The organism is Shinella oryzae (genome assembly GCF_023038235.1).
Classification (GTDB): Bacteria; Pseudomonadota; Alphaproteobacteria; order Rhizobiales; family Rhizobiaceae; genus Shinella; species Shinella sumterensis.
Genome location: NZ_CP081987.1, coordinates 22,553 through 35,457, shown reverse-complemented (window position 1 = coordinate 35,457; position 12,905 = coordinate 22,553). Strand labels below are relative to the sequence as shown.

The 12,905-nt window shown below is 65.7% G+C and carries 11 protein-coding genes; 1 reads left to right on the top strand and 10 read right to left on the bottom strand.

Annotation, left to right across the window (positions count from 1 at the left end; genetic code table 11):
- Positions 1-41: 41 nt before the first annotated feature.
- The 7 genes from olsA to trpS form a co-directional block, all read right to left on the bottom strand.
- A complete protein-coding gene (olsA, locus tag K6301_RS00170) occupies positions 42-830 on the bottom strand; it encodes a lyso-ornithine lipid O-acyltransferase (RefSeq protein WP_247218486.1) in 789 nt (262 codons plus the stop codon).
- A gap of 57 nt (positions 831-887) precedes the next feature.
- On the bottom strand, positions 888-1,313 hold the full coding sequence (locus K6301_RS00165; protein WP_134648023.1) for a Fur family transcriptional regulator: 426 nt from the start codon (positions 1,311-1,313) through the stop codon (positions 888-890).
- Between the two features lie 38 nt (positions 1,314-1,351).
- The gene (locus K6301_RS00160; protein WP_160870210.1) at positions 1,352-1,846 is read right to left on the bottom strand and encodes a GNAT family N-acetyltransferase; all 495 of its coding nucleotides are present in this window, start codon (positions 1,844-1,846) and stop codon (positions 1,352-1,354) included.
- Entirely contained in the window at positions 1,847-2,488 is a 642-nt protein-coding gene (gene tsaB / locus K6301_RS00155; RefSeq protein ID WP_247218484.1) for a tRNA (adenosine(37)-N6)-threonylcarbamoyltransferase complex dimerization subunit type 1 TsaB, read from the bottom strand. It lies immediately after the preceding gene.
- Positions 2,489-2,518: 30 nt separating this feature from the next.
- Positions 2,519-3,088, bottom strand: coding sequence for a NifU family protein (locus K6301_RS00150; protein ID WP_134648029.1), 570 nt, complete (start codon positions 3,086-3,088; stop codon positions 2,519-2,521).
- 97 nt (positions 3,089-3,185) lie between these two features.
- Positions 3,186-3,677 (bottom strand): universal stress protein, encoded by a 492-nt coding sequence (locus K6301_RS00145; RefSeq protein ID WP_134648031.1) that lies wholly within the window; start codon positions 3,675-3,677, stop codon positions 3,186-3,188.
- Between the two features lie 37 nt (positions 3,678-3,714).
- Positions 3,715-4,782 carry a tryptophan--tRNA ligase gene (trpS, locus tag K6301_RS00140; RefSeq protein ID WP_247218483.1) on the bottom strand — a complete coding sequence of 356 codons (1,068 nt, stop codon included), beginning with the start codon at positions 4,780-4,782 and terminating at the stop codon, positions 3,715-3,717.
- Positions 4,783-5,051: 269 nt separating this feature from the next.
- On the opposite strand from trpS, the gene K6301_RS00135 reads away from it, so the two are divergent.
- Positions 5,052-5,531 carry a YcbK family protein gene (locus tag K6301_RS00135; protein WP_370340561.1) on the top strand — a complete coding sequence of 160 codons (480 nt, stop codon included), beginning with the start codon at positions 5,052-5,054 and terminating at the stop codon, positions 5,529-5,531.
- Between the two features lie 6 nt (positions 5,532-5,537).
- Here K6301_RS00135 and murJ read toward each other — a convergent pair whose 3' ends face one another.
- From murJ to mutS, 3 genes are all read right to left on the bottom strand, one after another.
- A complete protein-coding gene (gene murJ, locus K6301_RS00130) occupies positions 5,538-7,130 on the bottom strand; it encodes a murein biosynthesis integral membrane protein MurJ (protein WP_247218482.1) in 1,593 nt (530 codons plus the stop codon).
- Complete coding sequence (locus K6301_RS00125; RefSeq protein WP_247220642.1) at positions 7,127-9,970, bottom strand: [protein-PII] uridylyltransferase; 2,844 nt, start codon at positions 9,968-9,970, stop codon at positions 7,127-7,129. Before K6301_RS00125 ends, murJ begins: the two co-directional genes overlap by 4 nt.
- A gap of 94 nt (positions 9,971-10,064) precedes the next feature.
- Entirely contained in the window at positions 10,065-12,803 is a 2,739-nt protein-coding gene (gene mutS, locus K6301_RS00120; RefSeq protein WP_247218481.1) for a DNA mismatch repair protein MutS, read from the bottom strand.
- Between the last annotated feature and the right edge of the window lie 102 nt (positions 12,804-12,905).

The window sequence follows — 12,905 nt, the reverse complement described above, 5'->3', positions numbered from 1 at the left end:
AGAATGAAGCGATTCTTTGTTTTCGCCGCTGCGGCCGCGCCCTATCGGCCGCGCAGGCGGGCGCCGAGCATGGCGCGGATGCGCGCCTCGACCGTGCGGCTCACCGCCTTGCGGTTGCTCGTGCGCGTGTAATCGACGCGCTCGCCGAAATCGACATCGACGTCCACGGCCCCGGCGCGCAGGATGCCCATGAGATGGGGCATGAGTTCGATATCGCCCGGCCAGGCGGCGATCGGGCGGTGGTAGCGGCCCATCGCCATGCCGTGCAGGCCGGTATAGGCAATGGAAACGGGCTGGATGTGCACGATGCCGTCGGGCGCATGCGGCACGGCGGAGGCGGCCGCACCGAAGAGCGAGGACTTCACCTCCAGCAGGCGATTGCCGTCGGAGGTCGTTCCCTCGGGAAAGAGCACGACGATCTCGCCGGCCGCCAGGCGCTCTGCGATCTCGTTGACCTGTTCACCGGTCTTCTGGCGCTGCTCGCGCTCCACGAAGATCGTCGCCTGGAGGCGGGCGAGAATGCCGAAGACCGGCCAGCCGCGCACCTCGGATTTGGCGATATAGACGACGTCGGCGACCGAGCCCAGCACCAGGATATCCTTCCACGAGGCATGGTTGGCGGCCAGAAGCAGCGGACGCTTCGCCTCCGGCACGCCATGCACTCGCACCCTGATGCCGAGCACCCGGCAGGCGACACGATGCCAAAGGCGCGGCAGAAAGCGGCGGATCTTCCAGTTGAAGCGCAGGCCGAGGAGCTGGAACGGCAAGAGCAGGAGCGTGACCGCAAGAAGGACCATCACGCCGATGGCGATGCGCAGCCAGGTGATCAAGCGCTCACCGGACCGATGTCAGGGAGAGAGGTCTCAAAGTGGGAACGGCGACGGACCTCACTCACCCTCCTTGAGCGGGATGCCGTATAGCTCCAGCCGGTGATCGACCAGCTTGAAGCCGTGCTCGCGGGCGATGCGCTCCTGCAGGGCCTCGATTTCCGGGGAGTGGAACTCGATAACGTGGCCATGTTTCAGATCGATGAGATGATCGTGATGCTCGTCCGGCACGGTCTCATACCGCGACCGTCCGTCGCGGAAATCATGGCGCTCGATGATGCCGGCATCCTCGAACAGTTTGACGGTGCGGTAGACGGTGGAGATGGAAATGCGCGAATCGATGGCCGAGGAGCGACGATAGAGCTCCTCCACGTCGGGATGGTCGGCGGAGCCCTCCAATACGCGCGCGATAACGCGGCGCTGTTCGGTCATGCGCATGCCGCGCTCGACACACAGCTCTTCCAGCGATTTCTCGACATACGTCATACGACCTGCCCTCGTTCTTCCGGCCTCCCGAAAGGGGACTAGCGAAGATCGCGCCGCATGACAAGCGCCGTGGAGCGGCCGCCATCGGCCGAGGCGTAATAGGCCTTGCGCTCGCCGACCTTGGCGAAGCCGAGCTTCGCATAGAGGCCGCAGGCGGCTTGATTGGCCGCATCCACCTCCAAGAAAATATCCTCCGCACCGCGCATCTTCGCCTCACGCAGCGCTGCCAGCATGAGCCGCCAGCCGAGACCGCCGCGCCCGAAGCGCTGGTCGACGCCGATGGTCAGGATTTCCGCCTCGCCGGCCGTGGCGCGCGCAAGCACGAACCCGCCCGCTGCACGCTCCGCCACGCCGGCCTTCAGAGCCAGAAAGCCGAAGACGGTGTCCTGCGACAGCAGCGAATGAAGTTCGCCGTCGTTCCAGGGCTGGGCAAATCGCAGCTTGTGCACGGCCGCGGCGAGCGCGACGTCATCCTTTTCGAGCGGGAAGATCTCGAAGACAGGCTTGCGGATGAAGTAGTCGCTGAGAGACATTCACGCCCTCCGGATCGCAAAGCCCGCCTGCGGCTTGGCATCGGGCCCACGCAGATAAAGCGGCTTCGGCTGGCTGGCCTCGGGATCGAGACGGGCGCCAAGCCTGGCGACGGTGGCGATGGAAACGCCGTCCGCCTCTGCTTCAGCATCTGCGCGCAGCAGCGCCGCAGCCGAGCCGCCGAGCGCTTCCCCCTCGCCCAGCGCGATGGCGCGGGCCTCCTCGACCGAGGCGATCGCCGGCGGCGTGGCCGCGCTGCCATCGGCTGCGAACCGCTGCCAATAGACCTCGTCGCGCTTGGCATCGATGGCGATGAGCGAGGGTCCCGGCCGGTCGGCGGCAAGGGCGGCAAGCGTCGAGACCCCGACGGCCGGCACGCCAAGCGCCAGCGCTAGACCGCGCCCAGCGGCGACACCCACGCGGATGCCCGTGAAGGAGCCTGGGCCGATGGTGACGGCAATGCGGTCGATATCGGGAAGATCCATGCCGGCCGCCTCGAGCGCGGCATCGACGAATTCCATCAGCCGCTCGGCATGGCCGCGGCCGATATCGGCGCCGGCGGCGCCGAGGACGGTGTCCCTGTCGGAATCATAGAGCGCGGCAAAGCAGCCTGTTCCCGCCGTATCGATCGCCAGGACGATCATGCCGGGCACCGGCGATGCGCGCGGCAGGCCTTATGCGACGGCTTCAACTTCCTGCACTTCCGGTACGAAATGGCGAAGAAGGTTCTGGACGCCGTGCTTGAGCGTCGCCGTCGAGGACGGGCAGCCCGAGCAGGCGCCCTTCATGTTGAGGTAGACGACGCCGTCGCGGAAACCCTTGAATGTAATGTCGCCGCCATCCTGGGCGACGGCCGGGCGCACGCGCGTATCGAGCAGTTCCTTGATGGTTGCGACGATGGTCTCGTCGCCCGCCTCGAAGAACTCGCCCTCGTCATCACCATTGCCACCGAAGGCGCCGCTGGCCAGCACCGGCTGGCCGGACATGAAGTGTTCCATGATGTTGCCGAGGATGGCCGGCTTCATGTGCTGCCAATCGGCACCGTCCTTGGTGACGGTGATGAAGTCATAGCCGAGGAAGACACCCGTGACGCCGGGAATGCCGAAGAGGCGGGCGGCAAGCGGGGACGCGGCGCGCGCTTCGGTCTCGTCGCGGAACTCGGCCGTGCCGCTCTCCAGCACCACCTTGCCCGGCAGGAACTTCAGGGTCGACGGGTTCGGCGTCGATTCGGTCTGGATGAACATCTTACTCTCCGTGCGGCCGGACAGGCTCGCGGCCATATTCTTTAGAAACGTTCAAAAGAAGATAAACCTTTTGGTCGTTCTCTTCAAGGTCGAGACCTCAGCTCAGCGCATCCAGTTCCTCGTCGCTCAGCTGGTCGGGGATGACCGTGACGGGGATCGGAAACGCCTGCGCGCGGCTGGCGAGCGACGTGACGAGCGGTCCCGGCCCTTCCTTTGACGATCCGGCGGCGAGAACGAGGATCGCGATGTCGCGGTCTTCCTCGATCAGGCTGTTGATCGCCTCGCTGGCCACGCCTTCGCGAATCACCGTTTCCGGCTCGATGCCGATGGCCTCGCGCAGCGCCTGGCCGGCCTTGGCGAGCACGGCCTCGGCCTCCTCGCGCGCTTCCGCCCGCATGATCTCCTCGACACCCAGCCATTGCTGGAAATCGCCATTGGCGATCACGTAGAGCAGCACGACGGCGCCGTTGGAATTCTTCGCACGCATTCCCGCATAGTGCACGGCGCGCTGGCATTCCGGCGTATCGTCGATGACGGCCAGAAATTTGCGGCGGTGGCCTTCCAGGCGGGAAAGTCGTCGAGAAACCATGCGGCCCCCTTCTCTCTAAGACGTTTCGGGGTCGACCTTACTGCACAAAACCGACGATGTCGCGGACTTCCTTCATGGTTTTTTCGGCCCGCGCGCGTGCCCTTTCGCCACCATCGCGCAGGATGGCGTCGATATGGCTCGTGTCGTCCATCAGGCGGCGCATCTCATCCGTGATCGGCGAGAGAACGTTGACCGAGAGATCGACCAGCGCCGGCTTGAAGGCCGAGAACTGCTGGCCGCCGAACTCGGCGAGAACCTCGGCCTTGGTCTTGTCGGCGAGGGCCGCATAGATGCCGACGAGGTTGTCCGCCTCGGGGCGTCCCTTCAGGCCCTCGACCTCGCTCGGCAAGGCGTCCGGATCGGTCTTGGCCTTGCGGATCTTCTTGGAGATCGTCTCGGCATCGTCGGTGAGGTTGATGCGCGACAGGTCGGAGGCATCGGACTTCGACATCTTCTTCGTGCCGTCGCGCAGGCTCATGACGCGCGGTGCCGGTCCGCCGATCAGCGGCTCGACCATCGGGAAATAGGCGTGCACCGGCTCCTCGCCGACCACGATATCCACGCCGGTGCCGGCCTTGCGGATGTGATTGCCGAAGTCGATGTTGAACTTCTGCGCGATGTCGCGGGTCAGCTCCAGGTGCTGCTTCTGGTCGTCGCCGACGGGCACATGCGTCGCGCGGTAGACGAGGATATCGGCGGCCATCAGGCTCGGATAGGCAAGCAGACCGAGCGAGACCTGTTCGGCATTCTTGCCGCCGGTCTTGTCCTTGAACTGGGTCATGCGCTCCATCCAGCCGATGCGCGCCACGCAGTTGAAGATCCAGGCAAGCTCGGCATGCTGCGGCACGGCGGACTGGTTGAAGACGATGTGCTTCTTCGGATCGATGCCGGCGGCGATGAAGGCGGCGGCAATCGAGCGGATCTGGCCGCGCATATCCTCGTGCACCAGCTGCGCGGTGATGGCGTGCAGGTCCACGACGCAATAGATGCAGTCGTTATCATCCTGCAGCGCCACGAACTTGCGGATCGCGCCGAGATAGTTGCCGAGGTGGAGATTGCCGGTCGGCTGCACGCCGGAGAAGACGAGGGGCTTGAATGCGCTCATGACGGTTTCCTTCAGGCGGGTGGAGGGCCTGGTCCTGTTGCACGCGCAGTCTCCGGCCCGGTCCTGCGGACGGATCTGCGATAGAAATACGCCGCGCTTATGCACGGCGCCGGGACGCCGATCAAGTGGGGCCGATCTCGCGGCGACACCTCTCATCAGGGAGTCCTTATAAATGACACTTTCCGGTTGTTCCTGGCTGCGGGGATTTGAGGGAAGGTCGATCCCGATCGGCCGTTTTGTGACGAAGGGGCGCAAAACGGGAGGACACCGTGCGAAGAAACGGTTCCATTCTGCTTGCCTGCATCGTGGCTGTGACATCGCTCTTCGCGACGGAGACCACGGCAGGCCGCAACGACAAGCACGCCGCCAGGACCGACAAGGACGTGGTGGCGAAAACATACAGCATCCAGACACCGCGCGTGCGGCACCGATGTTTCCCCGGCAAGCTCAGGGGTGTGCTGTCGCATATCGCCCGCGCGGTCGGTCGAAGGCCCCTCGTCACGTCCGGCCACCGCTCGAACGGGCGGCGCGGCTCCTATCACCGCAAATGCCTTGCGGCGGATATCCGCGTTCCCGGCGTTTCGGTAAACCGCATCCTGGCGGCCGCGCGCTCGGCACCCGCCATCGGCGGCCTCGGCACCTATTGCAACGGCATCGTGCATGTCGATGTCGGGCCGAAGCGGCGCTGGCATCATTGCGGCGGCGGGCTGGCACGGCTCACGACGCGCGCACGGCCCGCCTCGCGCTAGATTGGCCTACTCGGCGGACCCCTCGCCCGGCACGGCTTTCGCCTTGCGCTTCATGTTGCGGCGGATCATGCCGAGATCGGCGCCGCCGATGAGGAAGGCGACCGAGAAATAGACGACCATGGCGAAGCCGATCAGGAGGCCGAGCGCCGCCAGCTGTTCAAGGAGCGGCGAGGACGGCGCGAGCCGGTCGGCGAGGAAGCCGGAGGCGTATTCCAGCGACACCGCCATGACGAGCGTCGCGACGATGAGGCGCGCCACGCGCCAGGCAAGCGCCCGCTCCAGCGGCCAGTGACCGCGCCGGACCAGCGTCACGAAGAGAAGCAGCGCGGTCAGCCAGCCGGAAACGGCCTCGGCGGTGGCGATGCCGCGCTCGTGGAAAAGCGGGAAGAGCGAGACGGCCAGGATGCAGTTCACCACCACCGACAGCATGGTGATGCGCATCGGCGTCTTGGTATCCTCGCGGGCGAAGAAGCCGGGATTGAGCGCCTTGATCATCACGAAGCCCGGCAGGCCGAGGCCATAGATCGCGAGCGTCCCGGCAACGATAGAGGTCGTATCGGGGCTGAAGGCGCCGCGCTCGTAGAGAACCCGCACGATCTCGTCCGAAATGACCCAGAGCGCGCCCGCGGCCGGAAGGGTGAGGAAGAGCACGAACTCCATTGAGCGGTTCTGGATATTCGCCGCCTCGATCTGGTGCCCGCCCTTGAGCGCACGCGCAAGCTCGGGCAGCAGCACCACGCCGACGGCAATGCCGACGACGCCGAGCGGAAGCTGGTAGACGCGATCGGCATATTGCAGGGCCGCAATGGCGCCGTCCTTGGTGGAGGCGATCATCTGGCCGATCAGCTGGTTGATCTGGGTGATGCCGCCCGTCACTGCCGCCGGAAAGGCCAGCCACAGAAGGCGCTTGACGTTCGGCGTCATGCGCGGCCTGCGAAAGCCGATCCGGATGCCGGCGTGGCGCACACCCGCGTAAAGCACCGCCATCTGCAACAAGCCTGCGACCAGCACGCCCCAGGAGAGATACCAGGCCGTATCGAGCGGCGAGGCACCCTGCCAGAGCGCGTAACCCAGCGCGCCGATCAGCACGACATTCAGGAAAACGGGCGCAACGGCAGCGGCGAAATAGTGATGCAGCGAGTTCAGCATGCCCGACAGCATGGCCGTCAGCGACATGCACATGAGATAGGGGAACATGACGACGGCAAGCTTCACCGTCACGTCGAACTTCTCCGCATCGCCCACGAAGCCCGGCGCGATGATCCAGGCGACGATGAGCGGCATCAGCAGCTCCATCGCGATCGTCAGCAGAAGCAGGACCGTGAATAGGACGCCGAAGACCTCTTCGGAAAAGCGCTTAGCGCCATCGACACCGCCTTCCTCGATCTCCTTGGCGAAGAGCGGCACGAAGGCGGCGTTGAAAGCGCCCTCGGCAAAGAGGCGACGGAAGAGGTTCGGGAAGCGGAAGGCGGCATAGAAGGCATCCGCCATCGGCCCCGTGCCCAGCGCGGCCGCCATCAACGTCTCACGCGCGAAGCCGAGCACGCGGCTGCCGAGCGTCGCGCCGCCCACCGTCGCGAATTTCTTGACCAGACTCATTGCTCTGCCCTGACCTTTTTCGGCGTCGCGGGCACCGGCGCGATCATGCCGGATGGCATGCGGTCGCGCAGTTCGTCCGCCTCGTCCGCCATGACGGCCTTCAGCCGCGCGATGATATTGGCCTGCCGGTTGTCCGTCGTGATCTTCTGGCCGACCAGATCGGTGACGTAGAAGGTGTCGATGACCTTCTCGCCGAAGGTCGTGATATGCGCCGAGGCGATATCGAGCGACAGGTCGGACAGCACGGCCGTGACCTCCGACAGCAGGCCGGGCCGGTCGAGGCACTCGATCTCGATGACGGTGAACTTGTTCGACAGCGTGTTGGAGATGGTGACGGCCGGCGAGACGGTGAAGGTGCGGCTGCGCTTGCGGCTCTTGGTGCGCGTGGCGATGACCTCAGGCAGGCGCTTGCGGCCGGACAGCACGTCCTCGATCATCTTGCCGATGGTGCCGGCACGGCGCATCTCGTCGGAATCGTTGGGAAATTCGCGGTTGACGAGGATCGTGTCCAGCGCCCGCCCGTCGGATGTGGTAAAGATCTGCGCGTCGACGATGTTGGCGCCGGCCGCAGCACAGGCGCCGGCAATCACGGTTAGGAGCCGCGGATGGTCGGGCGACAGCACCGTGATTTCGGTGATGGCATGGAAGGAGTGGGTGCGCACCGTCGTCGCGAGCGTCTGGCGTGCCCGGTCGGCCTCGCGGATGAAGGCCGCATGGCGGACCTGATCCTCCAGCGAAACCGTCAGCAGATAGGGATCGTAGTTGAGGTTCGCATAGGTCTTGCGATCCTTCTGGCTCCAGTCGGCCGGCAATGCTTTGAGCAGCACCTCGCGCGCCGCCCGCGCCCGCTCCTTGCGCGACAATTCGGAGAAGCCGCCGGAAATCAGAAGCTCGGTCTCGTAGTAGAGCGTGCGCAGCAACTGGCCCTTCCAGCCGTTCCAGACGCCGGGGCCGACCGCGCGGATATCGCAGACCGTCAGCACGAGCAGCATCTTCAGGCGCTCCAGCGACTGCACCTTGTCGGCGAAGTCGACGATGGTCTTGCGGTCGTTGAGGTCGCGGGTCTGCGCGACCATCGACATGGTCAGATGCTCCTGGATCAGCCAGACGACCAGCTCCGTCTGCTTCGGGGAGAGGCCGAAACGCTGGCAGAGCTTGCGGGCAACCTTCGCTCCGGCCACCGAATGATCCTCCGGTCGGCCCTTGGCGATGTCGTGCAGCAGCACCGCCACATAGAGCGCGACGCGGTCCTCGATGGCCGGCATCACCTGGTAGCTGAGCGGATGGGCCTCCTTCTCGCGGCCCTGGTCGATGCTTGCCAGCACGCCGACGGCGCGGATCAGGTGCTCGTCGACCGTATAGTGGTGATACATGTTGAACTGCATCATCGCGACGATCTTGCCGAATTCCGGGATGAACCGGCCGAGCACGCCGGCCTCGTTCATGCGGCGCAGGCTGAGCGCGGGATCGCGCGGCGAGGTCAGGATGGACAGGAAGAGGCGGTTCGCCTCCTCGTCCTCGCGCAGGGCGGCATTGATAAGCTTCAGCGAGCGCGTGACCTGCTTCAGCGCATCGGGATGGAATTCCAGCCCGTTGATGTCGGCGATGTGGAACAGCCTGATGATGTTGACCGGATCGCGCTTGAAGACGTCAGGACCGGCAATGGTGATGCGGCCGCGGTCCTCGACGAAATCCAGCGTGCCGGGGATCTTGCGCGTGCGGTGGGTGAAGCGGCTGATCGCCGCGGTCAGGCCGGGCGCCTCCTTGGCCTGCTGGTCCTCCAGCGTCGCGCAGAAGATGCGCGTGAGGTCGCCCACGTCCTTTGCGACGAGGAAATAGTGCTTCATGAAGCGCTCGACGGCCGAGAGGCCCGGATGCGGCTGGTAACCGAGGCACTCGGCGATCTCGCGCTGGATGTCGAAGGACAGCCGCTCTTCCGCCTTTCCGGTCAGGAAATGCATGTGGCAGCGCACAGCCCAGAGGAAGTCGTCCGCCTTCTGGAAGAGCTTGTATTCCTGCCGCGAGAGCACGCCGAGCTTCACCAGTTCGGCCGGGTCGCGGATGTGGTAGAAGTACTTGGCGATCCAGAATAGGGTATGCAGGTCGCGAAGACCACCCTTGCCTTCTTTCACGTTCGGCTCGACGAGGTAGCGCGTGTCGCCGGCCTTGCGATGGCGCTCGTCGCGTTCGGCGAGCTTGGCGGCGATGAATTCCGGGCCGGTGCCGCGCACGATCTCGCGGTCGAAGCGCACGCCCAGCTCCTCGAAAAGCGCGACCGAGCCGCAGATGAAGCGCGCCTCGAGGATCGCCGTGCGGATGGTCATGTCGCCCTTGGAGAGCTGGATGCATTCCTCGATGTTGCGGGTGGCATGGCCGACCTTGAAGCCCAGATCCCACAGGATGTAGAGCATGAACTCGATGGCCGGCTCGCTCCAGGCGGCGGGCTTTGCCGGCAGCAGGAAGAGCAGGTCGATATCGGAGCCCGGCGCCAGCGTGCCGCGCCCGTAGCCGCCGACGGCCGTGACCGTGATGCGCGCGGCGGGCGATGCCTGGCCGGCGCTGAAGACATGGTTCAGCGTAAAATCGTGAAGGACCGTTATCAACTGGTCCTGAAGCCAGGAGATGCGCGCGGCGCATTGCAGGCCGCTGCCGTCTGAAAACAGCAGCTCGCGCGCCCGCTCCCGGCCTTCGCTGTTGGCCTTCTTGAACTCGGCCAGAAGCGCGCTGCGCATGCGGTCGCGATAATCGGCATTGGCGCTGGCAATGAATTCGCATCTTGCGCGCAGTGCAGGCACGTCGAGAAGGCCGGATTCGGCCGGTGCCAGAAGCTTCTTTTCCATCGGATTCCGGCTTGCGTCCCGCTTGTCGTCCATCGCCCGTTCGGTGCGCATGCCTATAGACCCTTTCGGCACGCGAGGACAATCACCCTAGCCGTTACCGGTTGCCAAGTTCTTTCTTCAGCGCATAAAGCGCATCCAGCGCCGCACGCGGCGTCATGTCATCCGGGTTGAGGTCCTTCACCAGTTCCTCGACCTTCGACGGGGCAGAGCTGCGCTGCACCTCCTCGCGGCGCACCGCGACCTGGAACAGCGGCAGATCGTCGATCAGCTGGCTTGCCGGGTTCTTGCGGTCCGCATCCTCGAGCTTTGCGAGCACATCCTTGGCGCGCGCCACGACCGAGGCCGGCAGGCCTGCAAGACGCGCCACCTGAATGCCATAGGAGCGGTCCGCAGCCCCCGGGCCCACCTCGTGCAGGAAGATCACGTCGCCGTCCCACTCCTTGACGCGCATTGTGGCGTTGGAAAGGCGTGCGAGCTTCTCCGACAGCACCGTCAGTTCATGGAAATGCGTGGCGAACAGGCCACGGCAGCGATTGGCCTCATGCAGGTGCTCGACGGCCGCCCAGGCGATGGACAGGCCGTCGAAAGTCGCGGTGCCGCGGCCGATCTCGTCGAGAATGACGAGCGAGCGGTCCGTCGCCTGGTTGAGGATCGCCGCCGTCTCGACCATCTCGACCATGAAGGTCGAGCGGCCGCGCGCCAGGTCGTCGGACGCGCCAACGCGCGAGAACAGCCGGTCGACCACGCCGATATGGGCGCTTTCGGCCGGCACGTAGGATCCCATCTGCGCGAGGATGGCGATCAGCGCATTCTGGCGCAGGAAGGTCGATTTACCGCCCATGTTGGGGCCTGTCAGCAGCCAGATCGCGCCGTGGCCCTTGCCGTCATGGGGCGAGAGATCGCAGGAATTGGCGACGAAGGCGGTGCCTTGCTGGCGGCGCAGCGCCTGTTCCACGACGGGATGCCGCCCGCCGACGATGGCGAACATGGTCGAGCCATCCACGACCGGCCGGCAATAGGCCTGCTCTTCCGCCAGGGCCGCCAGCCCGACGGACACGTCCACCACGGCAAGCGCGCGCGCCGCCGCCTTGATCGCCTCGGCTTCTGCCACCACCGCCTCGACGAGGCCGTCGAAGGCGGCAAGCTCTATGGCGAGCGCCCGGTCGGCGGCATTGGCGATCTTGGTTTCAAGCTCCGACAGCACCGTCGTGGTGAAGCGCATGGCGCCGGCCATGGTCTGCCGGTGGATGAACCGCGCCTTGGCCGCATCGCTGTCGGTCAGCGCCGCGGCGTTTCCGGCCGACACCTCGATGAAGTAGCCGAGCACGTTGTTGTGCTTGATCTTCAGCGACTTGACGCCCGTTTCCTCGGCATATTCCAGCTGGAGGCCGGCAATGACGCGGCGGGACTGGTCGCGCAGCGCCCGCATCTCGTCGAGCTCGGCATCGGCCGCCTCGCGGATGAAGCCGCCGTCGCGCTTCAGAAGCGGCAGCTCGTCGGCCAGCATGAAGGCCAGGCGGTGCGACAGATCGAGCGGCAGCGTGGCGATCGCGTCGCGCGCGGCGGCCAGCTCGCCCTCCAGCGCCTCGGACGCCATCAGGCGGGCGATCTCGGCGGAGGTGGAAAGCCCCTGGAGAATCGCGCCCAGGTCACGCGGACCGCCACGGCCGAGCGCGATGCGCGAAAGCGCGCGCGGCATGTCGGGCAGCTGCTTGAGGGCGCGGCGCAGGTCCTCGCAGAAAGAGGGCCGGTCGGCGAGCGTCGCAATCGAATCGAGGCGGGCGTTGATGGCGTCGGGGTCGGTCAGCGGCGACATCAGGCGTTCGGCGAGAAGACGCGCACCGCCGCTCGTGGCGGTGCGGTCGATCGCCTTCAGGAGCGTGCCGCTGCGCTCGCCCGACAGGGTGCGGACCAGTTCGAGATTGGCGCGGGTGGCGGGATCGATGAAGAGCGTCGAGGCCGAGCTTTCGCGCTCCGGCCGGCCGAGCGGCGGGCGCTCCGCGATCTGGGTCTTTTCGACATAGGCGACGGCGGCGGAGGCCGCAGCCATCTCGGCGCGCGAAAACGTCCCGAAACCATCGAGCGTGGAGACACCGAAATAGCGCGCGATGCGGCCTTCCGCCGTGGCGCTGTCGAACAGCACGGCCGGCTGCGGCACGGCCACACGGCCGAGAACATCGAGCACCGGGCGGAAATCGGGATCGTGGAACAGGGTGTCCGGCACGATCAGCTCGCGCGGGTCGATGCGCAGGATATCGGCCAGAAGCTGGCCCTGCGCGGTCTCCGACAGGCGGAAGATGCCGGTGGAGATATCGATCCAGGCGAGCGCCATGGAGGGTTCCGCCCCGCCGCGAATGCGCGCGACGGCCATCAGGTAGTTGGCGTCCGAGGGCGAGAGCAGCTTTTCCTCGGTCAGCGTTCCCGGTGTGACGAGGCGTACGACATCGCGGCGCACGACGGATTTCGAGCCGCGCTTCTTGGCCTCCGCGGGATCCTCGACCTGCTCGCACACGGCGACGCGGAAACCGAGCGCGATGAGCCGTTGCAGATAATCGTCCGCCGCATGGACCGGCACGCCGCACATGGGGATGTCGAGGCCCATATGCTGGCCGCGTTTCGTCAGCGTGATGCCGAGCGCGCGCGAAGCGTCCACGGCATCCTGAAAGAACAGCTCGTAGAAATCCCCCATGCGGTAGAACAGCATGCTGTCGGGATTGGCCGCCTTGATCTCGATAAACTGCTCCATCATCGGCGTGGCCGATGCGCGGCTTTCGTCGGAGGCGAGTTCGGCCGTCGACAGGATATCGTTCGGTCGTGCGATCTGGTCGTTCACGGAGAGTCAGTTCTTCCTAAAAAAGAGGTGTCACCCTAGCCATGTGCCGCTATAGAAAACAACACCTGCGTGGAGGTGTGGGCCTATCGCCCACAGGAGTAT